At 70.9% G+C, this 25,539-nt stretch carries 20 protein-coding genes and 4 tRNA genes; 22 read left to right on the top strand and 2 right to left on the bottom strand.

Translation table 11 applies throughout. The features are described from left to right. The first annotated feature begins 96 nt into the window (after positions 1 to 96). The 13 genes from FOF52_RS13830 (at position 97) to FOF52_RS13770 (ending at position 13,910) form a co-directional block, all read left to right on the top strand. Positions 97 to 178: transfer RNA gene (locus FOF52_RS13830), tRNA-Tyr, on the top strand. A 229-nt stretch (positions 179 to 407) separates the two neighbouring features. Next, positions 408 to 1,127: a nuclear transport factor 2 family protein gene (locus FOF52_RS13825; RefSeq protein ID WP_248590364.1), complete on the top strand. Its 720-nt coding sequence runs from the start codon at positions 408 to 410 to the stop codon at positions 1,125 to 1,127. A gap of 162 nt (positions 1,128 to 1,289) precedes the next feature. Next, positions 1,290 to 2,030 carry a DUF2397 family protein gene (locus tag FOF52_RS13820; RefSeq protein WP_248590363.1) on the top strand — a complete coding sequence of 247 codons (741 nt, stop codon included), beginning with the start codon at positions 1,290 to 1,292 and terminating at the stop codon, positions 2,028 to 2,030. A gap of 62 nt (positions 2,031 to 2,092) precedes the next feature. Next, the gene (locus tag FOF52_RS13815; protein WP_248590362.1) at positions 2,093 to 3,301 is read left to right on the top strand and encodes a TIGR02678 family protein; all 1,209 of its coding nucleotides are present in this window, start codon (positions 2,093 to 2,095) and stop codon (positions 3,299 to 3,301) included. Between the two features lie 121 nt (positions 3,302 to 3,422). Further along, on the top strand, positions 3,423 to 7,763 hold the full coding sequence (locus tag FOF52_RS13810; RefSeq protein ID WP_248590361.1) for a TIGR02680 family protein: 4,341 nt from the start codon (positions 3,423 to 3,425) through the stop codon (positions 7,761 to 7,763). Between the two features lie 176 nt (positions 7,764 to 7,939). After that, positions 7,940 to 10,012 carry an ATP-binding protein gene (locus FOF52_RS13805; RefSeq protein WP_425265551.1) on the top strand — a complete coding sequence of 691 codons (2,073 nt, stop codon included), beginning with the start codon at positions 7,940 to 7,942 and terminating at the stop codon, positions 10,010 to 10,012. A gap of 111 nt (positions 10,013 to 10,123) precedes the next feature. Beyond that, positions 10,124 to 10,199 (top strand) — tRNA-Thr (locus FOF52_RS13800). Positions 10,200 to 10,307: 108 nt separating this feature from the next. Beyond that, a tRNA-Met gene (locus FOF52_RS13795) sits at positions 10,308 to 10,380 on the top strand. 84 nt (positions 10,381 to 10,464) lie between these two features. Beyond that, positions 10,465 to 10,629 carry a 50S ribosomal protein L33 gene (rpmG, locus tag FOF52_RS13790; protein ID WP_248590360.1) on the top strand — a complete coding sequence of 55 codons (165 nt, stop codon included), beginning with the start codon at positions 10,465 to 10,467 and terminating at the stop codon, positions 10,627 to 10,629. 212 nt (positions 10,630 to 10,841) lie between these two features. Continuing rightward, positions 10,842 to 11,300, top strand: a complete 459-nt coding sequence (locus FOF52_RS13785; protein WP_248590359.1) for a MaoC family dehydratase N-terminal domain-containing protein — start codon at positions 10,842 to 10,844, stop codon at positions 11,298 to 11,300. 16 nt (positions 11,301 to 11,316) lie between these two features. Beyond that, on the top strand, positions 11,317 to 11,742 hold the full coding sequence (locus tag FOF52_RS13780; protein WP_248590358.1) for a MaoC family dehydratase: 426 nt from the start codon (positions 11,317 to 11,319) through the stop codon (positions 11,740 to 11,742). Between the two features lie 74 nt (positions 11,743 to 11,816). Then, the gene (locus FOF52_RS13775; protein ID WP_248590357.1) at positions 11,817 to 12,887 is read left to right on the top strand and encodes a UDP-N-acetylmuramate dehydrogenase; all 1,071 of its coding nucleotides are present in this window, start codon (positions 11,817 to 11,819) and stop codon (positions 12,885 to 12,887) included. A gap of 417 nt (positions 12,888 to 13,304) precedes the next feature. After that, positions 13,305 to 13,910: a TMEM165/GDT1 family protein gene (locus FOF52_RS13770; RefSeq protein WP_248590356.1), complete on the top strand. Its 606-nt coding sequence runs from the start codon at positions 13,305 to 13,307 to the stop codon at positions 13,908 to 13,910. Between the two features lie 42 nt (positions 13,911 to 13,952). On the opposite strand, the gene FOF52_RS13765 is transcribed toward FOF52_RS13770, so the two are convergent. Further along, the gene (locus FOF52_RS13765; RefSeq protein WP_248590355.1) at positions 13,953 to 14,981 is read right to left on the bottom strand and encodes an adenosine deaminase; all 1,029 of its coding nucleotides are present in this window, start codon (positions 14,979 to 14,981) and stop codon (positions 13,953 to 13,955) included. Positions 14,982 to 15,107: 126 nt separating this feature from the next. Then, positions 15,108 to 16,316, bottom strand: coding sequence for a pyridoxal phosphate-dependent aminotransferase (locus tag FOF52_RS13760; RefSeq protein WP_248590354.1), 1,209 nt, complete (start codon positions 16,314 to 16,316; stop codon positions 15,108 to 15,110). A gap of 243 nt (positions 16,317 to 16,559) precedes the next feature. Between FOF52_RS13760 and FOF52_RS13755 the strand changes: the two genes are divergently transcribed. The 9 genes from FOF52_RS13755 to rpoB all read left to right on the top strand — a co-directional run bounded on the left by FOF52_RS13755 (position 16,560) and on the right by rpoB (position 25,530). After that, a tRNA-Trp gene (locus tag FOF52_RS13755) sits at positions 16,560 to 16,632 on the top strand. 47 nt (positions 16,633 to 16,679) lie between these two features. Next, positions 16,680 to 16,925 carry a preprotein translocase subunit SecE gene (gene secE / locus FOF52_RS13750; RefSeq protein ID WP_248590353.1) on the top strand — a complete coding sequence of 82 codons (246 nt, stop codon included), beginning with the start codon at positions 16,680 to 16,682 and terminating at the stop codon, positions 16,923 to 16,925. A gap of 132 nt (positions 16,926 to 17,057) precedes the next feature. Then, a complete protein-coding gene (gene nusG / locus FOF52_RS13745) occupies positions 17,058 to 17,813 on the top strand; it encodes a transcription termination/antitermination protein NusG (RefSeq protein WP_248590352.1) in 756 nt (251 codons plus the stop codon). A 229-nt stretch (positions 17,814 to 18,042) separates the two neighbouring features. Then, on the top strand, positions 18,043 to 18,471 hold the full coding sequence (rplK, locus tag FOF52_RS13740) for a 50S ribosomal protein L11 (protein WP_248590351.1): 429 nt from the start codon (positions 18,043 to 18,045) through the stop codon (positions 18,469 to 18,471). 92 nt (positions 18,472 to 18,563) lie between these two features. Continuing rightward, positions 18,564 to 19,271, top strand: coding sequence for a 50S ribosomal protein L1 (gene rplA / locus FOF52_RS13735; protein ID WP_248590350.1), 708 nt, complete (start codon positions 18,564 to 18,566; stop codon positions 19,269 to 19,271). A gap of 178 nt (positions 19,272 to 19,449) precedes the next feature. Continuing rightward, the gene (locus FOF52_RS13730) at positions 19,450 to 20,187 is read left to right on the top strand and encodes an SCO4651 family lipoprotein (protein ID WP_482258116.1); all 738 of its coding nucleotides are present in this window, start codon (positions 19,450 to 19,452) and stop codon (positions 20,185 to 20,187) included. A 283-nt stretch (positions 20,188 to 20,470) separates the two neighbouring features. Then, complete coding sequence (gene rplJ, locus FOF52_RS13725) at positions 20,471 to 20,998, top strand: 50S ribosomal protein L10 (RefSeq protein WP_248590348.1); 528 nt, start codon at positions 20,471 to 20,473, stop codon at positions 20,996 to 20,998. A gap of 132 nt (positions 20,999 to 21,130) precedes the next feature. After that, entirely contained in the window at positions 21,131 to 21,520 is a 390-nt protein-coding gene (rplL, locus tag FOF52_RS13720) for a 50S ribosomal protein L7/L12 (protein ID WP_248590347.1), read from the top strand. Between the two features lie 542 nt (positions 21,521 to 22,062). Further along, complete coding sequence (gene rpoB / locus FOF52_RS13715) at positions 22,063 to 25,530, top strand: DNA-directed RNA polymerase subunit beta (protein ID WP_248590346.1); 3,468 nt, start codon at positions 22,063 to 22,065, stop codon at positions 25,528 to 25,530. Positions 25,531 to 25,539: the final 9 nt, after the last annotated feature.

The raw sequence follows: 25,539 nt of genomic DNA, 5'->3' as shown, positions 1-25,539 counted from the left end.
ACCGTGGGACGCGGGGAGCCGATATCCGATTTCGTCTCTGGGCCGCCGTCCGCTATTCTCATTCATGCGCGAAGCCGAACGGCGGGCGCAACACCAGGCAGGTTGCCCGAGCGGCCAAAGGGAGCAGACTGTAAATCTGCCGGCTCAGCCTACGTAGGTTCGAACCCTACACCTGCCACATCGCGAGAAGCGGCCTCTCCTTCCCGGGGAGGCCGCTTCGCCGTGTTCGACCGCCGAGCGGTGCGGGGTCCGCACCCGGGACCGCGGCCCGAGGGCCCGCTCCGCCGCCGCGCCCGACCGGATCACGGGCTTCACGAAGAGATGACCCCGGTTTGGGTTACCCCTGGGCACTCCCGGACGCAGGCTGACCAGAGAGGGAACCAACAGGAACCCGACGGGAGGCAGCCGTGACTTTCCAGGAAGAACTCAGCAGCGCCATCGAACACCGCGACGTCGACGCGATCCTCTCCAGGTTCGACGACGAGGCCGACTACGTGTTCGTCGACCAGACCCGGGAGCCGGGCGAACCGTTGGCGGTGCACGGCCGCGACGCCATAGGCCGGTCCCTGCACGACGTCTTCGACCAGGGCATCCGGCACGAGGTCGAGGAGTTCGTCGTCCAGGGCGACCACGCCGCCTACGTCCAGCGGTGCACCTACCCGGACAGCTCCCAGGACCTGATCATGTCCATGCTCGACCTGCACAGCGGCAGGATCGCGCGGCAGTACAGCATCCGGATCCGGGAGGAGGCCGTGCCCGCCGCGCCGACCCGGACCCAGAAGCGCTCCTTCGCCGAGGCGGACGAGGTCCGCACCTTCGAGAAGGGCCGCGTGGAGCTGCTCCGCGTCGACGGCAGCGACGTCTCCCGAGCGGTCTTCGAACCGGGCTGGCGCTGGTCGCAGCACGTCAAGCCGATCGCCGGCACCGACCTGTGCACCTACACCCACTTCTGCTACATCCTCTCCGGCACCCTCCACGTCCGGATGGCGGACGGCAGCGAGTTCGAGGCCGCGAAGGGCGAGACGATCCGCATCGCGCCGAACCACGACGCGTGGGTGGTCGGCGACGAGGCCGTGACCCTCCTCGACTGGGAGGCTTCGGGGAACTACGCCAGGTCCCGGGGCTGACCGGGGAGCGGCGGGGTCCGGCGGCTCACCGGGCGGGCCGCGCCCCCGGAGTCCCGCCCCCGGTGAATCGGTGGATCACAATCAGGATTTCGGACAGGAGCGAGCCAGATCTCAGTGGATTCGGGAGGCAACGGGACCGGGATGTCTCTAGTCTGCTGAGGTGTGGGTGACTCAGTGATCCGGCAGTCGGCGGACCGACGTGCGGAGACGTCGCACGGCCGCGCCGCCGTGCTCAGACTGGCCTCCTGGTTCGAGCAGGCCGACGCCGCCACCGCGCACCGGCTCTACACCGCCGCGTTCGCGCTCCACCCCGCCAGGCACCTCGGCGGAAGCACCGAGGAGACCGTCGCGGCGGCGGCCAGCTGGTGGGACACCCCGGCCGCCGACACCTCGGCGGTGCGGCCCGCGCGCCGCGGTGTGCTCGCCCCGGCCGAGGACCACAGCGCACAGCAGGCACGGCTCCGCGACACTGCCGAGGCCGCGGCCCACTGGCGGCGCTCCGCCGCGGAGGAGGTCCGGTCCCTGCTGACCGACCTGACCCCCCGCACCGGCCGGCTCGCCATGTCCGAGGCCGCGCTGGGCGTGCTCATGGAGCTCCTCACCCGGGCGCTCGGCAGCGGGGACGCCACCGCCGCCCCGGTCAGCGCGGGCGACCTCGAACTCGACATTCGTCTGCACGTGCGCCACGATTCCGGTGCCGCCCTCGTCCTCGGCGAGGACGGCGGCGACCTCACCCTCACCGGACTGCGGCTGCGCGCCACCCCCTACGCCCAGACCGACCCGGACCGGGACGGCTCCGGTCAGGAGGCCGACGCCGTGGCGCCCACCGGCACGCCCCCGGAGGAGACGGCGGCCCCGGCGGCCGGGAACGCCCCGGACGGCGCCGACAGCCCCGAGGCGTAGCGGCCGCCCCGCCCGCCCCGCAAGCACGCCCAACGCACCAGTCAGGAAGGTGACGCCAGACCGTGGCCGCAAAGGAGGACATCGCGCTCACCATCGAGCGTCAGGCCGCGGCCCGCCGACTTCTGGCGGACCCGCTCATCACCGCGCACAGCCACCCCGAGGACTTCGCGCTCGTCCAGGCCCACTCCGACTGGCTCATCCGGCGGTTCCAGCGGGTCCTCGGCTACGAACTGGTCGTCGCCGACGACCACGCCAGACTGGTGAAGACCGGGCTGGTGCGCACCGTCACCACCCCGCTGCTCCGCACCAGCGGAGCGCCGTTCACCCCCCGCGCCTACACCTACCTGACCCTGACCCTGGCGGCCCTCGCCGAGACGGCCCCGCACACCACCGTCGCCGAGCTCGCCGCCGGGGTCCGCGACGCGGCCCGCGACGCCGGACTGGCCCTCGACCCCGAGGCGCGCCTGGGAGAGCGGCGGGCTTTCGTCGCCGGGCTCACCAGGCTCGTCGACTGGGGGGCGCTCACCGAGACCGACGGCAGCCTGGCCGACTACGCCGCGGACGGAACCCACCGGGTCGCCCTGGCCGTCAACCACGGAATCGCGGCGCACGTGCTCGCCCGCGCACCGCACTCCACCACGACCCCGGAGGACTTCGTCGCCCTGGCCCAGCACGACTCCGTGTCCGCCGACGAGCACGCCGTGGAGCTCACCCTGCGCCGTCTCCTCGCCGAGACCGCCGTCGTCTACCGGGCGGAGCTCGGCGACGCCCACCGCGCCCGGCTGGCCGGACACCAGTGGCGCGCCGCGGCGGAGCTCGCCGAGCTGCTCGGCTGCGAGACGGAGGTCCGGGCCGAGGGCGTGGCCCTGATCATGCCGGGCGAGACGGCGGCCGACGCCCGGGGCGTGGCCCAGCCCGCCACCTTCCCCGGCACCGGTCCGGTCGGCCAGGCCGCCCTCACCCTGCTGTCCCGTCTGGCCACCATGCTCGCCCCGTCGCAGTCCAGCCACACGGTCCCGATCCCGGCCGACCTTCTCGACGCCGAACTCGCCGCCGTCGTCGACGACGCCCGGCAGTGGTCGCGCACCGCCCTCAGCCACGTGCCCGACCCCGACGACCTCGCCGAACGCGTCCTGTTCCGGCTCCGCGACAGCCGCCTGCTGGACCGGACCGCCGCGGATGCCGCAGAGCGGCTGACCGAGGGGTGGCGGCTGCTCGCGGCCGCCGCGCGCTACCGCGACTCCGCCTTCGCCCGGAGCGGCGCCGAATGAGCGGAACGGATGAGAGCCTCCCGGACATCTCTCCCGTCCGGGACAATGGCACCACCCCGGGCACACCGACCGTCCGGCGCGGCGGGCACCAGGACGAGCGGTACGGAGCGGAGGACGGCCGATGAGACAGGACACCACCCTCCCCAAGCGCTACCGGCTCGAACGCGCCGGAATCCACAACGTCTGGCAGTACGACGACCACGTCTTCGAGTTCGCCGACGGACGCCTGCTGCTGCGCGGACGCAACGGGGCGGGCAAGTCCAAGGCGCTGGAGATGCTGCTGCCCTTCCTCCTCGACGGGGACGCCCGCCGCCTCGACACCACCGGCACCAGCCGCACCAGCCTGCGCTGGCTGATGCTGGAGGGGCGCACCACCACCGAGACCGGCGGCGCCGCCACCGCTGAGGCCGACACCTCCCTGGGCTACCTGTGGGTCGAGTTCGTCCGCCGCGGCGAGGAGGGCCGGCCGTGCCGGCGCACCCTCGGCGCCGCCGTCATCGCCGTCCCCGACCAGCCCGAGGCGCGCGCGGTGTTCTTCGTCACCGACCGCCGCGTCGGCGACGACCTCGTCCTCGTCGACGGCGGCCGTCCGCTGTCCGTGGAGCGCCTGCGCGCCGCCGTCGGCCCCGACAACTGCTACGACACCGCGCTCGGCTACCGCACCAGGGTCATGCGCGACCTGTTCGGCCTCGACGACCCCGTGCGGTACCGCAACCTCATCCACCTGCTCTACCGGCTGCGCCGTCCCACCGTCGGCGACCGCCTCGAAGCGGGGGAACTCGCCTCCGTGCTCTCCGAGGCGCTGCCGCCCATGGACGACACCGTCCTCGACGAGGTCGCCCGCAACATCACCGACCTGGAGAGCGCCCGCGCCCGCCTGGCCGCGCTGCGCACCGCACACGAGCACGCCACCGAGTTCCTCGGCCACTACCGCGGCTACCTGCACGGAGCCCTGCGCCAGCAGGCCGGGGCCGTGCGCGCCCAGATCACCGCCTTCGAGGAGCGCGACGCCGAACTCGCCCGGCTGGAGTCCGAACTCGACTCCCTGGTCTCCGCGGAGAGCAGCATCCAGGAGGAACGCGACCGCCTGCGCCGCAGCCGCGACACCGCGAAGTCCGACGCCGCGACCCTGAGCGCCAGCGCCGCGCACCCGGGGAACGGGCCCACCGAGGGGGAACGCGAGGCCCGCTACGCCGCCGTGGCGGCCTACATCCGCGCCGCCGAGGCCGCCTGGGTCGCCGGCGAGTACGCCCGCTCCGCGGAGTCCCAGGCCCACCACCGGATCGACCGCGACAGCGCGGCCATCGAACGCGGCATCGGCGGCCTGCGCCGGCTCCACCTCGGCCTGCGCGACACCGCGCGCGCCTCCGGGATCGACCCCGCCGTCCTCGGCGAGGTCCCGCAGCCGGTCCGGGTCACCCTCGCCGCGCGGGAGAACACCACCCAGGTCAACCTCGAAGGGCTGGAGCAGGCCGTCGAACGCCCGCCCGTGCTCGGCATCGAGGTCGCCGCGCTGCGCCGGCGGCTCGCCGAACTCCACGACCGCCTCGGACGCGCCGACGCGGTCGCGGCCGAACGCGAGGCCGTCGCCGAGGACCTGTACCGGCGCGCCCTGGAACTGGAGTCGGCCGAGCGCCGTGAGGCCGACCTCACCAGTGAGGCCGAGTGGGCCGACAGCCACGTCGAACGCGCCCGCGAACGCGAGCGCGCCGCCATCGAGAAGGTCCGCGAGGCCAGCGCCGACTACGCCGCCGACGTGCGCGATTGGTGCAACGCCCTGCGGGCCGCGGTGCCCGACGCCGACCTCGACGCGGCGCTGGACGCCCTGGAGCAGAGCGTGGAGCCCCCGCTCGACGACGACTTCCGCGTCCTCCCCGCGCACCTGCCCGGGACCGTGGCGCGCGACGCCCACGCCGTCGTCGAACCGCTGCTGGAACGGGTGCGCGCGGCCCGGGACGCGGCCCTGGGCGAGGAACGCGACCTCGCAGCCGAACTCGACGAACTCGCCGAACGCCGCGCGGACGAGACCGCGCCCGTCACCGCGCCCCGCCCGGCCTGGGCCACCGCGCAGCGCGACCCCGACGCCGGGGTCCCCCTCTACCTGGCGGTCGACTTCGCCGACCACCTCTCCGCGGAGGAGCGCGCCGGACTCGAAGCGGCCCTGGAGGCGTCCGGCCTCCTGTCCGGACTCATCACCCCCGAGGGCACGGTCGTCGACCACAGCACCCACGACCTGCTGCTCAGCCCGGTCGAACCGCTGAGCGGGCGCACCCTCAACGACGTCCTGGTCCCGGTCGAGACCGCCAGCTCCGCGAAGGTCGACCGGGACGCCGTCGTGGCCCTCCTCGCCTCCGTCCGCCTGCACGACGGCGAGGAGCCCCAGACGCAGTCCGAACCCTCCTGGTTCCACAGCGCCTCCGACCCCCGCGGCGGCTCGGAGAACCACGTCTCCCTCGACGGGCGCTGGCGGCTCGGCGTCGCCCAGGGCTGCCACCGCAAGGCCGCCGCCGAGTACATCGGCGAGGAGGCCCGCACCCAGGCCCTGGAACGCCACCGGGCCAAGGCGGAGCGGCGCATCGAGATGGCCGAGGCGCTGCTCGCCGAAGCCCAGGAACGCCGGGCCGGAATCGACAACCGCCACGAGAGCCTGCTGCGGATCAACCGGTCGGTGCCCTCGGGCGCCGGCCTCACCGCGGCCTGGGCCGTCCTGGACGACGCCCGCGCCTGGCTGGCCGCGGCCGTGCGCGACCACGCCGCGGCCCGCAGCGCCGCCGACGCCGCGCGCACCACCGCGCTCGCCCACCGCGCCGCCCTCGCCGAGCTGGCCCTGGAGCACCGTCTGCCCGCCCACGACAAGGAGCTCGCCCGGATCCGCGGCTCCCTGGGGGCGCTGCGCGTCCAGATCGCCGCGGCCCACCGGGACCTGGAGATCCTCGCCGGGCGCCTGGAGGACTACCGCAGGCACGTCGCCGACTGGAAGCGCGCCCGCGAGGCCCGGGTCGTGGCCGAGGACGCGGCCGGAGCCGCCATCAACGACATGATCACGGTCCGGCGCGAGACCGAGTTGACCGACCGCGCCGGCGCCGCCGACCCGGCCCAGATCGAGAGCGCCATCGAGCAGGTGCGCGGCCGTGCCCACGCGGCCGACGAGGCGCTGCCCGCCCTCGAACGGGAGGCCCAGCGCGCCCGTGACGAACGGGTCGCCGTGGAGACCCGGCACGGCGCCGCCACCGTCGAGCGGGCCGAACAGGCCCGCCGCGCACTGGCCGCCGGAGCCCGGCTGCGGGCCATGCTCGCCACCCCGGCCGGGGAGGTCGACCGGGGGCTGCTGGCCGCGGCGGGGCTCACCGACCTCGCCGCCGCGGACGGACCGGTCGCCGCCTACGACGCGGCGGAGTCCGACCCCGAGCGCAGCGACGACCTCACCAAGCGCATCCAGGTCCTCGACGCCCTGGTCACCGCGGTCGAGTCCGGGCTCGACGAGGCCGCGGCGGACGTCGACGACAGCGGGATCCTGCGCGGCCACGAGGAACTGCACCGCGGTCTGGCCGCGGCCCCCGCCGTCGGAGCCCGCACCGAACTCACCGAGCCCGCGGGGGTGAAGCGGGTCACCGTCCACGACGACCACGGCGGGCACGACATCGTCGACTACGTCGAGCGGCTGCGGGAGGAGATCGCCGCGGCAGAGGAGACCGCGGCGGTGCGGGAGGAGGAGGCCTACGAGCGGCACCTCCTCGGCGAACTCGCCGGCCACCTGTCCCGCCAGATCACCGAGGCCCGGGAGCTCATCGACGCGATGAACAGCGTCCTGGGCGAGGTCACCACCTCCCAGGGGCTGGGGGTCCGGCTGGAGTGGCGGCTCGCCCCCGACGCCGACGAGGACATCCACGCGGTGGTGCGGCTGCTGAACCGCCCCGCCGAGAAGCGCACCCGGGTCGAGACCACCCGGCTGCGCGACGCCCTGCGCCGCTGCATCGAGGCGATCCGCCGCCTCGACCCCACGGTCACCGGCGGGGCGCAGTTGCGCGCCGCGCTGGACTACCGGTCCTGGTTCGCCTTCACCGTCTACGTCACCGACGCCGCCCACCCCGAGCGTGAGCGCCGCCTCACCCACCGCACCGCCCTCAGCCAGGGGGAGCAGCGGGTCATCGCCTATCTGGTGCTGTTCGCCGCGGCGGCGGCCCAGTTCAGCGCGCTGGCGCTGGACGCGCCGCAGACTCCCCGGCTCATCCTGCTCGACGATGCCTTCGCCAAGGTCGACGAGCCCACCCACGGCCGCCTCCTCGGCATGCTCGTGGAACTGGACCTCGACTTCGTCCTCACCTCCGAGCGCGTCTGGGGATGCTTCCCGAGCGTTCCCCGGCTCAACATCTACGAATGCCTGCGCGATCCGGCCGAACCCGGGATCGCCACCCTGCACTTCACCTGGGACGGCAACCGGCGTCGTCTCAATGGAGTGTGACAAAGGCCACTTCTTCCGCAGGGCGGGGTGGCGGAGACGGGTCGAGCCGGTGCGGGGCGGACACCTTCCGCCCCCTCCGGCCGGCGCGGTCGGACTCACGGGACCGGTGTGCAATTCGCCCCATCTGTCCTAATCTGCAAAGGCGAGGCCACGAACGGAGCAGTGTTGTGACGACGGTGACGACCTCCCAGGCCGGATTCCCCGCAGAACCCTCCAAGCAGCGGTCGGGCTCCTCCCCGGCCGGAGCCCTGGGGGAGCGGTTGGCCCGGTCGCCGCTGGGGCCCGCGGCGCGCCAGTGGGTGCTCGCGGCCGTCCACAGCGAGGACGCACTGGCCGCCTGCGCCCGCGGGGAACAGGTCGACCTGCGACTCCCGGACACCGAACCGGTCCCGCCCGCGCGGCACCCCCGGCGCTGCTACCTCAGCCGGGTCCGCGTCCAGGGCTTCCGCGGCATCGGCCGCGCCGCCACCCTCGAATTCCCGCCCGGCCCCGGCCTGACCGTGATCGTCGGCCGCAACGGTTCCGGGAAGTCCAGTTTCGCCGAGGCGGTCGAGGCCGCGCTGACCGGACGCAACCTCCGCTGGGACGGAATGCCCGCGGCCTGGCGCGACGGATGGCGCAACCTCCACTTCGACGATGTGACCGAGATCACCGTAGAACTTCGGCGGACGGGGGAGGAGGGGGCCACCCGGGTCACCCGGCTCTGGACCGGCGACAGCGTCCGCTCCGCCCGGGGGGAGGTCGTCCTGCCCACGGGCGAGGTCGGCAGCCTGGCCAGCCTCGGCTGGGGCGAGGACCTCGCCCGGTACCGGCCCTTCCTCTCCTACGACGAGCTGGGACGCACGGTCACCGGGCGCTCGGCCGAGCTGTACGACACACTGACCACCCTGCTGGGCCTGAGCGAGCTCACCGAGATCGAACGCCGCCTGGCCAAGGCGTGCGACCGGCTCGCCAAGACCGCCCAACGCCCCGCCCGCGACCTGCCCTACCTGCTGGACCAGCTGCGCGCCAGCGCCGATCCGCGGGCCAGGACCGCCGTCGAACTGCTCACCGCGCCCTCCCTCGACCTCGACCGGCTCGCCGCCGTCGCCGCGGACAACGGGCCCGCCGACCCCGCCCAGCAGGTCGTGCTGCGCCGACTGCGCCGCATGGCGGTGCCCGAGCGGTCCCTCATCACCGACGTGGTCAGCGAGCTGCGCGGAGCCGCGATGGAGATCGCGATGACCGCGGGCACCAAGGGGGACCGGGCGCGCGGCGTGATCGAACTGCTGCGCCAGGCCCTCGACCACCACGAACGGCATCCCGCCGAGACCGACTGCCCCGCCTGCGGCGCCCACAACGCGCTGGGACCGGCCTGGGCGAGCCGAGCCCGCGCCGAGATCACCCGGCTGGAGCCCGTCGCCGCGAGCACCGCGGCCGCCCACCAGCGCGCCGAGGCGGCCCGTGACCAGGCGCGGTTCCTGATGGCGCCGCCCCCCTCGTGGCTGCCGCCGGACAGCGAGCTGGGGCGGATCTGGGCCGACTGGGCGGCCGGTGCGGAGATCACCGATCTGACGGAGCTGGCCGAGCACATCGAGACCGTCGGCCGGCGGCTGCGCTCGGCCGCGATCGCCGCGCGCCGGGCCGCCACCGAGCGCCTCGCCGACCCCACCGACGGCTGGGCCGGACTCGCCGAGCAGCTGGGGGCCTGGCTGGAGGACGCCCGCGAGGCGCTCACCGCGCACCGGCGGCTGGAACCGGCCCGCCAGGCTCTCGACTGGCTCTCCTCGGTGGCCCGCGAGATGCGGGCCGAACGGCTGGACCCGCTGGCCGCCCAGGCGGAGCAGGTGTGGGCCCGGCTGCGCCAGGAACGGCACATCGACCTGGCGGCGCTGCGCCTGGTCGGCAGGGGGGCGCAGCGCCGGGTCGCGGTCGACGTCAGCGTGGAGGGCGCCGACGGGCCGGACAGCGCGCCCGGGCTGCTCAGCCAGGGCGAGTTCCAGGCCCTCGCGCTCTCCATCTGCCTGCCGCGCACCCTGGTGCCCGGCAACCCGTTCGGTTTCCTGCTGCTGGACGACCCCGTCCAGGCGATGGACACCGAGACCGTGGAGGGGCTGGCCGCGGTGCTGGCCGAGGTGGGGCGCCACCGCCAGCTCGTCGTCTTCACCCACGACACCCGCCTGCCGGACGCGCTGCACCGGCTCGGCCTTCCGGCGGCCATCCGGACCATCCAGCGCGACGCCATGTCCAACGTCTGGGTGGCGGACTGAGCGGACCGGGGCCGCCCGGAGGTTTCGAGTTGGCAGAGCACCCCGGAAGGGATGTATATTCGAGTCAACGCGAAGGGCGGAACCCCGAGAGGGGGGAAGCCGGAGGAGCGTGCCCCTTTAGCTCAGTCGGCAGAGCGTCTCCATGGTAAGGAGAAGGTCTACGGTTCGATTCCGTAAAGGGGCTCCACCACTTGATTGAGATCCGATCCACTCAGGTGGTCGGTCGGCGGCAAGGTCAGCCGTCGGTCCACTCGGGTTCCGGTATCATCGCAGATGGACCGGTTTCCCGGTTCCAGGCGGAGTAGCTCAGTCGGTAGAGCAAGCGGCTCATAATCGCTGTGTCGTCGGTTCAAGTCCGGCCTCCGCTACTACCTGCGAGACTCCCTGGTACACCGGGGTTTCCGCGGGTTTTTTCAGTGTCCGTTGTTGCTCAGTGAGAAAGGCACTCCAACGTGGCTGCCACCGACGTGAGGCCGAAGATCACCCTGGCCTGCCAGGAGTGCAAGCACCGTAACTACATCACGCGCAAGAACCGTCGGAACACCCCCGACCGCCTTGAGCTGAAGAAGTACTGCCCGAACTGCCGCACGCATCGGGAGCACAAGGAAACCCGCTAGGCCGACACTCCGCAGACCGCCGGTCCCAGAGACGAGCGGAGCGGCCCGCCAGCGGTCGTGGTGGATTTCCCAGATTCCGACCGGACACGGTCTGGACTTCCCGGTAGCCCAGTGAGCACTTCCGCTCACTGGGCTACCGGTGTGTTGGGCCTGTTACGGCCGTCGCGCACGACCCGGCATGATGAGACCCACACGGTGTGGAAAGGACGTCGATGGCGATCAACCGCGACTATCTGGGACGGGTGTACGAACTTCCCGAGCCCTACGAGGTGACCCGCGTCAAGATCCGCGAGTTCGCGGACGCGATCTCGGACCCCAACCCGCTCTACCGCGATCCGGCCCGGGCCAAGGAGGCCGGATACGCCGACGTCATCGCACCCCCCACCTTCCCCATCATCCTGGGCATGGAGGGCGCGGGACAGGCCATCGCCGACCCCGAACTGGGACTGGACTTCTCCCGGGTCGTCCACGGGGACCAGCGGTTCCGCTACAGCCGCCCCCTCCAGGCCGGAGACCTGGTGACCTGCCGGACCACGATCACCGACATCAAGGCGCTGGGCGGGAACGAGCTGCTGACCCTGGACAGCGAGATCGCCACCACGGCCGGGGAGCACGTCGTCACCTCGGTCAACATGCTCGTCGTCCGCGGTACCGCACTGGCCGAGAAGTGAGTGAGGAGCAGCCCAGATGACCACTGTCCGGTACGCCGACGTCGAGGTGGGCACCGAACTGCCCGAGCAGACCTACCCGGTACGCCGCGCCGACCTGGTCCGCTACGCCGGGGCCTCCGGCGACTTCAACCCGATCCACTGGAGTGACCGGGTCGCCCGCGAAGTCGGGCTGCCCGGCGTGATCGCGCACGGCATGTTCACCATGGCCCAGGCCGGCCGGCTGATCACCGACTGGGTCGGCGATCCCGGCGCGGTCGTGGAGTACGGGGTCCGCTTCTCCGCGCCCGTGGTCGTCCCCGACGACGAGCAGGGGACCGAGATCGTGGTCGGCGGGACCGTCACCAAGAAGCTCGACGACAACCAGGTCGTCGTCGCCATCACGGCCCGCTCCGCCGGCACCAGGGTCCTGGCGCGCTCCACCGCAGTGGTGCGACTGGCCTGACCGTCCGGCTTCCCGCGCCGCCCCGCCGCCGCGGCGCGGGAGATTCCGCTCCCACACCACCGAAAGGCGCCACCGTGTCCACCGCTTTCGCCCGCAACGTGCCGCTCGCCGAGTACACCACCCTCGGGCTCGGCGGTCCCGCCACGCTCTTTCGGACCGCGACCAGCACCGAGGAACTGGTCGAGGCCGTCCGCGAGGTCGACCGCGCCGGCGGCCCGCTGCTGGTGCTGGGCGGCGGCAGCAACCTGGTCGTGGCCGACGAGGGGTTCGCGGGCACGGTCGTCTACGTGGACTCCTCCGACCTCTCCTGCGCCGACGCCGACGGCGACACCGTGCGCGTGCGGGCGGACGCCGGGGTCGAGTGGGACCCGTTCGTCGCGCGCTGCGTGGACGAGGGACTGTCCGGGATCGAGTGCCTCTCCGGCATCCCCGGCAGGGTCGGCTCCACCCCCATCCAGAACGTCGGGGCCTACGGCCAGGACGTCAGCCAGACCATCGTCGAGGTCACGGTCTACGACCGCGAGTCGGGCCGCACCAGGGTCCTGCCCGCCGCCGAGTGCGGCTTCGCCTACCGCGACAGCGTCTTCAAGGGCCGTGACCGCTACGTGGTGTGCGAGGTGGTCTTCGAACTGACCCGGTCCAAACTGAGCCGCCCGATCCGCTACGCCGAACTGGCCCGCACCCTGGGCGTGCGGCAGGGCGACTGCGTGCCGCTGGCCGACGCCCGCGAGGCCGTGCTGGCGCTGCGCCGCGGCAAGGGCATGGTCGTCGACCCGGAGGACCCGGACAGCCGCAGCGCCGGCTCCTTCTTCACCAACCCGATCCTGTCCGCCGAGGAGTTCGCCGAGTTCACCCGGCGGGCCGAGGCCCTCCTCGGCCCCGGCACGGCCCCGCCCGCCTACCCCGACGCGGACGGCCGGGTGAAGACCTCGGCGGCCTGGCTGATCGAGCACGCGGGCTTCCCCAAGGGGTACGGCAGCGGTCCGGCGCGCATCTCCACCAAGCACACCCTCGCCCTGACCAACCGGGGCGGCGCCACCACCGCCGACCTGCTGGCCCTGGCCCGTGAGGTGCGCGCGGGCGTGGCCCGGGCCTTCGGGATCACCCTGGTCAACGAACCCGTCATGGTGGGCGTCGCCCTCTGACCACGCTGCGGCCACCGGTACGCGCCGGCCGCGCCGGGGACACGGGCCCGCGCCCCCGCGGTGGGGCGCCCCGCCTCCCGGGCCGGACCGCCCGAATCCCGGCGGTCCCGGGGAGCCCGGCGCCCGCAACAAAAAAATGAGGCGCAGCGAACTTGTTTATTTGCTTCGGGGTCGCGCAGAAATAGCCATTCCAATGAATTGCCACCCCGTATTTCCTTCACTACGGTGGAAGCCGTCGAGGGGGAGTAGTCCTCAATCCGTGTGATCGACACGCTGGCCCGTGTCCAGAACGGGCCCGGTCGCACGAGCCACCGTTCACCAGGCGGACGAGACCTTCGACCCGGTGGAATTCTTCGGGTCGAAGAGCGGCGTCCGTCTTTCTTCTGCCCGAAAAAAGGAACGAAGGGCGGAAATTCGATGACCTTTCTCGGTGCTCTCGGGGTGAGTACCGGAGCCGTTTTCGTCGCCGAAATGGGAGACAAGACCCAGTTGGTGGCGATGTCGTTGGCCAGCCGCTACCGGGTGGGGACCGTCCTGCTCGGCATCGCCGTGGCCACCGTGGCCGTCCACGGCCTCAGCGTCCTGCTGGCCGAGATCCTGGGCGCGGCGCTGCCCGGGGACTGGATCTCGCTCGTCGCCGGACTGGCCTTCCTCGGATTCGGGGCCTGGACGCTGCGCGGCGACGAACTCACCGAGGCCGACGAGCGGCGCGCCGCGGTCCGCCGCGCGGGGCCGGTGTTCCTGACCGTGGCCACGGTCTTCTTCCTCGCCGAACTCGGCGACAAGACCATGCTCGCCACCGTCGCCGTCGGCGCGGACCACGCCGGGACCCCCCTGTCCTGGCTGGCGGTGTGGATCGGCTCCACCGCGGGCATGGTCGCGGCCGACGCCCTGGGGATCGCCCTGGGCATGCTGCTGGGGAAGAAGCTGCCCGAACGCGTCATCCGGATCGGTGCGGCCGCCCTGTTCTTCGTGGCCGGTCTCGTCATGGTCTGGCAGGGGCTCGGCGAACTGCTGGGGTGAGAAGCCTCCCGCGCCCGCGGACGGGCCCGTCGGCACCAGGGGTCAGACCACCGGTTCCGGGGCCGCCAGCCAGGCGTCCACCCCCGCCAGCAGCTCCTTCTTCCGGGTCTCGGGAGCCCCCGAGGCGCGGATGGACATCCGGGCCAGTTCGGCCAGTTCCGGATCGGAGAAGCCGAACACCTCGCGGGCGATCCGGTACTGCTCGGCCAGGCGGGGACCGAACAGCAGCGGGTCGTCGGCGCCCAGCGCGATCGGCACCCCCGCGTCGAACAGCCGGCGCAGCGGCACCTCGTGGAGGTCGTCGACCACCCCCAGGCCCACGTTGGAGGTCGGACACACCTCCAGGGTCACCCCCTGCGCGGCCAGCCGGTCCACCAGGGCGGGGTCCTCGACCGCGCGCACGCCGTGCCCGACGCGGTCGGCCGCCAGCAGGTCCAGGCACTCCCGGACGCTGCGCGGCCCGCTCAGCTCCCCGCCGTGCGGGGCGGACAGCAGGTCGGCGCGGCGCGCGATCCGGAACGCGCCCTCGAAGTCCAGGGCCCGCCCCCGCCGCTCGTCGTTGTTCAACCCGAACGACACGACGCCGCGCCCCGCGTACTGCACGGCCAGACGGGCCAGTGTCTTGGCGTCCAGCGGGTGCCTGGTCCGGTTGGCGGCCACCATCACGCCGATGCCCACCCCGGTGGCGGTCTCCGCCACCCGGGCGGCGTCCAGGATCAGTTCCAGCGTCGCGGTCAGACCACCGAAGCGCGACGCGTAGCCGCTGGGGTCCACCTGGATCTCCAGCCACCCCGTGCCGGCGTCACGCTCGTCCTCGGCGGTCTCCAGCAGCAGCCGGTACAGGTCCTCGGGGGTCTGCAGCACCGAACGGGCGATGTCGTAGAGCCGCTGGAACCGGAACCACCCCCGCTCGTCGGTGGCCCGCAGCCTCGGCGGCCACTCCTCGACCAGCGCGTGCGGCAGGTGCACCCCCCGCGCGGCGGCCAGCTCCACGAGCGTGGCGTGCCGCATCGAACCGGTGAAGTGCAGGTGCAGATGAGCTTTGGGAAGTCGGTCGATCGGACGTCTCATGACACAAGGGTGCCGCAAAGTGCTCCCCGACGCCGCCCGTTGGCCGGAAAGCCGTCCGGCGGGCGGCACGGGCGGTGCGGCCGGGCGCTCCGCGGTCTCCGGCCCCCGCGGAGCGCCCGGCGGAGGTCAGTTGGCCTCGCTCAGCAGCTTGGCGATGCGCCCCACGCCCTCGGCCAGGTCCGCGTCGCCCAGCGCGTAGGACAGCCGCAGGTAGCCCGGGGTGCCGAACGCCTCGCCCGGGACCACCGCCACCTCGGCGTGCTCCAGGATCAGCGCGGCCAGTTCCCCGGAGCTCTGCGGGCGCTGGCCGCGGATCTCCCTGCCGAGGAGCTCCTTGACCGACGGGTAGGCGTAGAACGCGCCCTGCGGCTCGGGGCACAGCACGCCCGGGATCTCGTTGAGCATCCGCACGATGGTCTGCCGGCGGCGGTCGAAGGCCCGCTTCATCTCCTCCACCGCCGACAGGTCGCCGGAGACGGCGGCCAGCGCCGCGGCCTGCGAGACGTTGGCCACGTTGGAGGTGGCGTGCGACTGGAGGTTGGCCGCGGCCTTGACCACGTCCGCGGGGCCGATGATCCAGCCGACCCGCCAGCCGGTCATGGCGTAGGTCTTGGCCACGCCGTTGACCACCACGGTGCGGTCGGCCAGTTCGGGGACTTCCACGGGCATCGAGGAGAACCGGGCGTCGCCGTAGACCAGGTGCTCGTAGATCTCGTCGGTGAGCACCCACAGGTCGTGCTCGGCGGCCCAGCGTCCGATCTCGCGGACCTGCTCGGGCGGGTACACCGCGCCGGTGGGGTTGGACGGCGAGACGAACACCAGCAGCTTGGTGCGCTCGGTGCGGGCCGCCTCCAACTGCTCGACGGTGGCCAGGTAGCCGGTGGACTCGTCGGTGACCACGTAGACCGGGACCCCGCCGGCGAGCTTGATCGACTCGGGGTAGGTGGTCCAGTACGGCGCGATCACGATGACCTCGTCGCCCGGGTCGAGCAGGGCGGCGAACGCCTCGTAGATCGCCTGCTTGCCGCCGTTGGTGACCAGGACCTGGTTCGGCTCCACCCGGTAGCCGGAGTCGCGCAGCGTCTTGGCCGCGATCGCCTCCTTGAGCTCGGGCAGTCCTCCGGCCGGGGTGTAGCGGTGGAAGCGGGGTTCGCGGCAGGCGGCCACCGCGGCCTCCACGATGTAGTCGGGTGTGGGGAAGTCGGGCTCCCCGGCCCCGAACCCGATGACGGGACGTCCGGCGGCCTTCATGGCCTTGGCCTTGGCGTCCACCGCCAGGGTCGCGGACTCGGAGATACCGCCGATGCGTGCGGAGATACGAGGTCGCTCAGTCATGGGTCCATCGTTCCATGAGCCCTGCGGGGGTTCCATGCGTCGGTCGACCGGTCGGAGGGGACGAAGGTCGCGGAGCGTGGCCCGCCGATACTCCGTGTTCACCAGTGACGATGCGATCCGGGTTGGATCCGGCCGCGGATTGGCATAGACTCTGGCAACCGATGGCCGGTTCGCAACGGATGACCGCGTACCGTCGTGGTCGTGCGGTTCGATCACCGGCTATCGTGTAACCAGGCACGGCCAAGGGCAGTGGCTCAATTGGTAGAGCACCGGTCTCCAAAACCGGCGGTTGGGGGTTCGAGTCCCTCCTGCCCTGCAAGCGAGACTCTGACAGCAGAGTGTCCCGATCCCTAAGGACCCGAGGTGACACAGACTGACACGGACGCCAAGCCCGAGGAGCGGAAGCGTCGTACCGGTCCGGTGACCTTCACCAAGCAGGTCGTCGCCGAACTCCGCAAGGTCCGTTGGCCAACCCAGCGCGAACTCGTCACCTACACCATCGTGGTCATCGTGTTCGTCCTGGTCATGATCGGCTACGTCTCCCTCGTGAACTTCGGCTTCGGTGAAGGCGTCACCTGGCTCTACGGCCTGGTGGGTCCCGCAGCCTGATTCGGCACACCCGAGGTCGGCACGGTCAGAAAGGTCTCATCGCCTCCGATGAGACCATAAGCTGACAGTGCTGGCCTCTTGTGTTTTCAGAAGCCAGCAGTGAGCGCTTATCCGACGAGAGAAAGAGCAGCCGTGTCCGAGTCCCCACTGACCTCTGACGACCTCCCCAACGAGGAGCGGGATCAGTCGTCGGCGGAAGAGACCGGTCCGCGTGCCGAGCAGGCGGAAGCTGCTGAGGCTGCCGACGAGGTCGAGGGCCAGGAGAGCGACGCCTCCGAGGACCAGGCTCCCGAGCTCGACCCGGTCGAGGAATTCAAAGCCGAACTCCGGTTGCTGCCCGGCGAGTGGTACGTCGTCCACACCTATGCGGGCTACGAGAACCGGGTGAAGGCCAACCTTGAGAGCCGCACGCAGTCCCTCAACATGGAGGAGTACATCTTCCAGGTCGAGGTGCCCACGCAGGAGGTCACGGAGGTCAAGAGCGGCAAGCGGCAGCAGGTCACCGAGAAGGTGCTGCCCGGCTATGTCCTGGTTCGCATGGACCTCACCGACGAGTCCTGGGCGGCCGTCCGCCACACGCCCGGCGTCACCGGCTTCGTGGGCCTGTCCAACCGCCCCGCCCCGCTGAGCCTCCAGGAGGTCGCGGAGCTGTTGGCGCCCGAGCCCGAGGTCGAGGAGGAGCAGGCCGGGAAGAAGGAGGCCGAGCCCCGCGGCGACGTCGAGTACGAGATCGGCGAGTCCGTCACCGTCATGGACGGCCCCTTCGCCACGCTGCCCGCCACGGTCAGCGAGATCAACCCCGACACCCAGAAGCTCAAGGTGCTGGTGTCGATCTTCGGCCGGGAGACCCCGGTGGAACTGGCGTTCAACCAGGTCTCCAAGATCTGAACGGCCTGACGGTCGCTTAGACTTGACGGGTCCGCCGTCGCGGACCCGTCCCGCCCCGTCCCACGGGGCCGGCGCGCGGCCGGCACGGTCCCGACGGTCGCGCACGCCCCCGCCGGCACGGGGGCGCTGCACCATCCCGGCTGTCCCCGTCACCGGGGCGGCCGTGTGCCCCGCCACACACGCGGGGCGCGGGGCCACGATCAATCGCGATTGAAGACAAGGACCCGAAATGCCTCCGAAGAAGAAGCTCGCGGCTCTGGTGAAGGTCCAGCTTCCCGCTGGCCAGGCCACCCCGGCGCCGCCCGTCGGTACCGCACTCGGTCCGCACGGCGTCAACATCATGGACTTCTGCAAGCAGTACAACGCTGCCACGGAGTCCCAGCGCGGCAACGTCATCCCCGTAGAGATCTCCATCTACGAGGACCGCACCTTCAGCTTCGTCACCAAGACGCCTCCGGCGCCCACGCTGATCCTCAAGGCCGCCGGCCTGGAGAAGGGCGCCTCCGACCCGAGCCGCAGCGTCGCCGGCTCCATCACCCGCGACCAGGTCCGCGAGATCGCGCAGACCAAGCTTCCCGACCTGAACACCGACAGCCTGGAAGCCGCCGAGAAGATCGTCGCCGGCACCGCCCGCTCCATGGGCATCGAGGTCAAGTAGTCGGGCACCGCCGTCCGGCGTTCCCTTCCCTTTTCCTTCCGTGGCAGGGTCAGGCGCTGGCCCACACCACAAACCTTTCACCAGGAGTACTCGTGAAGCGCAGCAAGGGCTACCGCAAGGCAGCCGAGCAGATCGACCGCACCCGGCTCTACACGCCGGCCGAGGCCATGAGGCTGGCCAAGGAGACCAGCAGCACCAAGTTCGACGCGACCGTCGAGGTCGCCATGCGTCTGGGCGTCGACCCGCGCAAGGCCGACCAGATGGTGCGCGGCACCGTCAACCTGCCGCACGGCACCGGTAAGACCGCCCGGGTCCTGGTCTTCGCCACCGGTGAGCGTGCCGAGCAGGCCCGGGCCGCGGGCGCCGACTACGTGGGCGACGACGACCTGGTCGAGCAGATCCAGCAGGGCTTCCTCGACTTCGACGCGGTCGTGGCCACCCCCGACCTGATGGGCAAGATCGGTCGGCTGGGCCGGGTGCTCGGTCCGCGCGGTCTCATGCCCAACCCGAAGACCGGCACGGTCACCATGGACGTGGCCAAGGCCGTCTCCGACATCAAGGGCGGCAAGATCGAGTTCCGCGTCGACCGTCACGGCAACCTCCACTTCATCGTCGGCAAGGTCTCCTTCGACGAGGACAAGCTGGTGGAGAACTACACCGCCGCCCTGGACGAGGTGCTGCGGCTCAAGCCGTCCGCCGCGAAGGGCCGCTACATCAAGAAGATCACCCTGACCACCACGATGGGCCCCGGCATCCCGGTGGACCCGAACGTCGTGCGCGCGGCCGCTCCCGCCGCCTGACGTCCAGACGCAGCACGCGCTCACGGGCGCTCCCCGGTCCCCCGGGGAGCGCCCGCCTGTTTCCGGAGGCGGTTCCCGTGCCCGGAACGGAGCCAGGAACGCTCGGAAAACGTCACTAGGGTGGGACAGAATCCTCCGAAATCGGCCGAAGAGCTGAGAACGACTGGAAAGACAGCAGATGTTGCGTGAGTTTGGCGTTGCCCTCGCCGCTGGAGCGGTGGCTTTGACGTTGACGGCCTGCGGCGGAGCGGAGGAGGCGCCGGAACCGGACACCCAGGAGGCCTCGACGGACTCCGCCGGTTCCGAGAGCATCTTCGACCGGATCCGGAACCTGGTGGAGGACACCCAGCAGGTGGACAGCTACCGGGCCAGGGTCACCGGGACCTCGGAGGGTGAGCCGCTGGACATGGAGATCGCCTACGTGTCCTCTCCCGAGCCCACCATGGAGATGGTGATGGACACCCCCGAGGGGGCGATGACCATCCTGGTCCGCGGCAGCGAGATGCTGATGGGCAGCGCAGAGGAGGGCTGGCTGCGCCTGGACGCGGGCGAGGAGGTCATTCCGCAGGGGAGCATGCAGGACCCCTTCGAGGAACTGGACCACCTGCTCGCCAGCGACGACGTCCAGGAGGAGGGGACCGAGGAGATCAACGGTGTCCCCACCACCAGGTACACCGGAACCTACAGTGTCGAGGAGGCCGGCCTCAGGGAGGTGCCCTTCACCCTGTGGGTGCGTGAGGACGGGCTGCCGCAGCGCTACCGGTTCACGGGCTTCGAGGGCGCGGAGATGACGATGGACTTCCTGGAGTTCAACTCCGAGGTCTCCGTCGAGTTCCCCTCCGATGACCAGATCCTGGACCTGTCGGACCTCGAAGCGCTCCAGGGCCTCGGAGAGCTAGCGGGCGCGGGGGCCTGACCCGGTGGCCGGGCCGGGCGGACGGTTCTCGTTCGACTCGGCCCCGGTTATCGCCTAGCATTGGCAACTGCCGAAGACCGCTGGTCGTCACCCGTCGGGTGACCTAAGGTCCCGTACATGTCGGGCGGCCCGCGCAGGTTGCTGTGAGCTTCTGGACCCGTGCCGTGTTCTGCCAGGCCCGAGGTCCTGGGCCCCGTGCGCTTGCGCCGGGGCTTTTTCTGTCGCAACCGCGCTGCCCGCCGCACGGGGACCTCGACCGGTGTTCACCGTTGGAAGGAGTCCCATGCCGAGGCCGGATAAGGCAGCGGCGGTCGCCGAACTCAAGGAGGAATTCCAGAGTTCGAGCGGTGCCGTGCTGACCGAATACCGCGGGCTCACTGTCGCGCAGCTCACCCAGCTGCGCCGCAGCCTCGGCCAGAACGCGCGTTTCCGCGTGGCGAAGAACACGCTGACCAAGATCGCGGCCAGGGAGGCCGGCGTGACGGACAGCGAGATCCTCGACCTGCTCAAGGGCCCCTCCGCCATCGCCTTCGTCAAGGGCGACGTGGTGGAGGCCGCCAAGGGGCTGCGTGACTTCGCCAAGGAGAACGCGCAGCTGGTGATCAAGGGCGGTGTCATCGACGGCAAGCCGATGACGCCCGAGGAGATCACCAAGCTGGCCGACCTTGAGTCCCGTGAGGTGCTCCTCTCGAAGCTCGCCGGTGCTTTCAAGGCCAAGCAGAGCCAGGCTGCCGCCGTGTTCCAGGCGCTGCCGTCCAAGGCTGTGCGCCTCGCCCAGGCGCTGGCGGACAAGCGAGCGGAGTCCCAGTAGAACCGCGGCCTTCCCGGAGACGGCGAAGGCCCCGCACAACCCGTCCGTGGTCGGCGCGGTACGCGTCGGCGTTGCAGGCTCGGTGTCGCGTCACAGGGCGCGGACGCCGGTAGAGAAAGAGAGATCGCAACCATGGCGAAGCTCAGCAACGAGGAGCTGCTCAGCGCGTTCGAGGAGATGACCCTCCTGGAGCTCTCCGAGTTCGTCAAGCTGTTCGAGGAGAAGTTCGACGTCACCGCCGCCGCCCCGGCCGCGGTCGTCGCCGCCGCTCCCGGCGGTGGCGGTGGCGAGGCCGCCGCCGAGGAGGAGAAGGACGAGTTCGACGTCATCCTCGAAGCCGCCGGCGACAAGAAGATCCAGGTCATCAAGGAGGTCCGGGGCCTCACCAGCCTGGGCCTGAAGGACGCCAAGGACCTGGTCGACGGCGCCCCCAAGCCGGTGCTGGAGGGCGTCAACAAGGAGACCGCGGAGAAGGCCAAGGCCGCCCTGGAGGGTGCCGGCGCCACCGTGACCCTGAAGTAGTCCGTCCGGACTGCACGAGGGCGGCTGTCCCCCGGGGGCGGCCGCCCTCCGCTTTCCCCGCCCCGGTGGAGCGGCGGGAGGCGGGAACGGGGCGCACAGGGGCGTCCGGTGCCGGGCTCGGCGGGGAAAGTGACCCGGAATTGAAAATTCCTTGGCAGAGGCGTGAACTTTTCTTCCTTCCCCGATGTTGGTTAGCTCACACCTGCCAGGCCCTGTGTATCCTCTCACTCTGCCGGAACTGGCCGGAATGCCCTCTCTGGGCTTGACGAATCGGCCTTCAGCAGCGATGCTGCGAGATGTCTTGGGCAATCTTGGGGCACACTGTTGGACAGCGGTGTAGTGTTCGGCTACACTGCCCTTTTGCGCTGCCCTTTGACGTTTCCTTGTGGAGAGTCCGTGTACACGGGCTGATCCTCGCCGACCAGCCCGGTCCGCACGGCCCTCGCAAACCGTAGACCCACCCCTGTCCGGTGGTTCTTCGGCTTTTGGAGCGTCCGGCGTGCGCGCGCATCAACCGCCACAAGCCTTCGGAAGGACCCCTGTTGGCAGCCTCGCGCATCGCCTCCGCTAACGCCCTTGGTCCGAACCGCGTTTCCTTCGCTCGCATCAAGGAACCACTTGAGGTCCCGAACCTCCTCGCCCTGCAGACCGAGTCCTTCGACTGGCTGCTCGGCAACGAGAAGTGGCGTGCCCGAGTCGAAGCGGCCCGTAACGCCGGCCGTAAGGACATTCCGGAGCAGTCCGGCCTGGAAGAGATCTTTGAGGAGATCAGTCCGATCGAGGACTTCTCGGGCACGATGTCGCTGTCGTTCCGCGACCATCGGTTCGAGCCGCCCAAGTACTCCGAAGAGGAGTGCAAGGACAAGGACATGACCTACTCCGCCCCGATGTTCGTCACGGCGGAGTTCATCAACAACGACACCGGTGAGATCAAGAGCCAGACGGTGTTCATGGGCGACTTCCCGCTCATGACCGCCAAGGGCACGTTCATCATCAACGGCACCGAGCGTGTCGTCGTCTCCCAGCTTGTCCGCTCTCCCGGCGTGTACTTCGACAGCCAGATCGACAAGTCCTCCGACAAGGACCTCTACGGGTGCAAGATCATCCCGTCGCGGGGCGCCTGGCTGGAGTTCGAGATCGACAAGCGCGACTTCGTCGGTGTCCGCATCGACCGCAAGCGCAAGCAGGGTGTCACCGTCCTGCTCAAGGCGCTGGGCTGGACCACCGACCAGATCCTGGAGCGCTTCGGCCAGTACGAGTCCATCCGCAACACGCTGGAGAAGGACCCCACCGCCGGGACCGACGACGCGCTGCTGGACATCTACCGCAAACTCCGTCCGGGTGAGCCGCCCACGAAGGAGTCCGCGCAGACCCTGCTGGAGAACCTCTACTTCAACCCCAAGCGCTACGACCTCGCCAAGGTCGGCCGCTACAAGATCAACAAGAAGCTGGGGCTGGAGACCGACATCACCCAGGGGACGCTCACCGAAGAGGACATCGTCGCCACGGTCGACTACCTCGTCCGGCTGCACGCCGGCGAGAAGGAGCTGGAGCGCCCCCACGGCACGTTCCCGATCGAGGTCGACGACATCGACCACTTCGGCAACCGCCGCCTGCGCACCGTCGGCGAGCTCATCCAGAACCAGGTCCGCCTGGGACTGGCCCGTATGGAGCGCGTCGTGCGCGAGCGCATGACCACCCAGGACGTCGAGGCGATCACGCCGCAGACCCTGATCAACATCCGGCCGGTCGTCGCCTCCATCCGGGAGTTCTTCGGCACCAGCCAGCTCTCCCAGTTCATGGACCAGACCAACCCGCTGGCCGGACTCACCCACAAGCGCCGCCTCTCGGCGCTGGGCCCGGGCGGTCTGTCCCGTGAGCGGGCCGGCTTCGAGGTCCGCGACGTGCACCCGTCGCACTACGGCCGCATGTGCCCGATCGAGACGCCCGAAGGCCCGAACATCGGTCTGATCGGTTCGCTCGCGGCCTACGGCCGGATCAACTCCTTCGGCTTCGTCGAGACCCCCTACCGCAAGGTGGTCGACGGTCGGATCACCGACGAGGTCGTCTACCTCACCGCCGACGAGGAGGACCGGTACGTCATCGCCCAGGCGAACACCCCGGTCAACGCCGACGGCACCTTCACCGAGTCCCGGGTGCTGGCGCGCCGCAAGGGCGGGGAGTTCGAGTCCGTCGCCGCCGACGAGGTCCACTACATGGACATCTCGCCGCGGCAGATGGTGTCGGTCGCCACCGCCATGATCCCGTTCCTGGAGCACGACGACGCCAACCGCGCGCTCATGGGCTCCAACATGCAGCGGCAGGCGGTTCCGCTGCTGCGCGCCGAGGCCCCGCTCGTGGGCACCGGCATGGAGTACCGCGCGGCCACCGACGCCGGCGACGTGATCCTGGCCGAGAAGTCCGGTGTCGTCGAGGACGTCACCGCCGACTACATCACCGTCCTGGCCGACGACGGCACCCGCAAGACCTACCGGGTGCACAAGTTCAAGCGCACCAACCAGGGCACCTGCTTCAACCAGCGGCCCATCGTCGACGAGGGCCAGCGGGTCGAGGAGGGCCAGGTGCTGGCCGACGGCCCGTCCACCGAGCACGGTGAGATGGCGCTGGGCAAGAACCTCCTCGTGGCGTACATGTCGTGGGAGGGCCACAACTACGAGGACGCCATCGTGCTGTCCCAGCGTGTGGTCCAGGACGACGTGCTGTCCTCGATCCACATCGAGGAGCACGAGGTCGACGCCCGCGACACCAAGCTGGGCCCCGAGGAGATCACCCGCGAGATCCCCAACGTCAGCGAGGAGGTCCTCGCCGACCTGGACGAGCGCGGCATCATCCGCATCGGCGCCGAGGTCGTCGACGGCGACATCCTGGTCGGCAAGGTCACCCCCAAGGGTGAGACCGAGCTGACCCCGGAGGAGCGTCTGCTGCGCGCGATCTTCGGTGAGAAGGCGCGTGAGGTCCGCGACACCTCCCTCAAGGTGCCCCACGGCGAGTCCGGCAAGGTCATCGGCGTGCGCGTGTTCAGCCGCGAGGACGGCGACGAGCTTCCTCCCGGCGTGAACGAACTGGTCCGCGTATACGTCGCCCAGAAGCGCAAGATCACCGACGGCGACAAGCTCGCCGGCCGGCACGGCAACAAGGGCGTCATCGCCAAGATCCTGCCCCAGGAGGACATGCCGTTCCTGGAGGACGGCACCCCGGTCGACATCATCCTCAACCCGCTGGGCGTGCCCGGCCGCATGAACGTCGGCCAGATCCTGGAGATACACCTGGGATGGCTCGCCCGGCACGGATGGAAGATCGAGGGGGACGACGCCGACTGGAAGCGCAGGCTCCGCGAGATCGGAGCGCACGAGGCCCCGCCGAACACCAAGGTCGCCACTCCCGTCTTCGACGGTGTGCGCGAGGACGAGATCGGTGGTCTGCTGTCCTCCGTGCTGCCCGACCAGGACGGCGACGTCCTGGTCAACGAGTTCGGCAAGGCCAAGCTGTTCGACGGGCGCACCGGTGAGCCGTTCAAGGAGCCGGTCGCGGTCGGCTACACCTACTTCCTGAAGCTGCACCACCTGGTGGACGACAAGATCCACGCCCGTTCCACGGGCCCGTACTCGATGATCACCCAGCAGCCGCTGGGTGGTAAGGCGCAGTTCGGCGGTCAGCGCTTCGGTGAGATGGAGGTGTGGGCGCTTGAGGCCTACGGCGCCGCCTACGCCCTGCAGGAACTGCTCACCATCAAGTCCGACGACGTCACCGGCCGCGTCAAGGTCTACGAGGCCATCGTCAAGGGCGAGAACATTCCCGAGCCCGGCATCCCCGAGTCCTTCAAGGTGCTCATCAAGGAGATGCAGTCGCTCTGCCTCAACGTGGAGGTGCTCTCCAGCGACGGTATGTCGATCGAGATGCGCGACAGCGACGAGGACGTTTTCCGTGCGGCGGAAGAACTGGGTATCGACCTTGGTCGGCGCGAGCCGAGCAGTGTCGAAGAGGTCTGATTCCGCAAT

The organism is Thermobifida alba (assembly GCF_023208015.1).
GTDB classification, from domain to species: domain Bacteria; phylum Actinomycetota; class Actinomycetes; order Streptosporangiales; family Streptosporangiaceae; genus Thermobifida; species Thermobifida alba.
The sequence above is the reverse complement of the archived record's forward strand: the minus strand, read 5'-3'. Positions and strand labels throughout refer to the sequence as shown.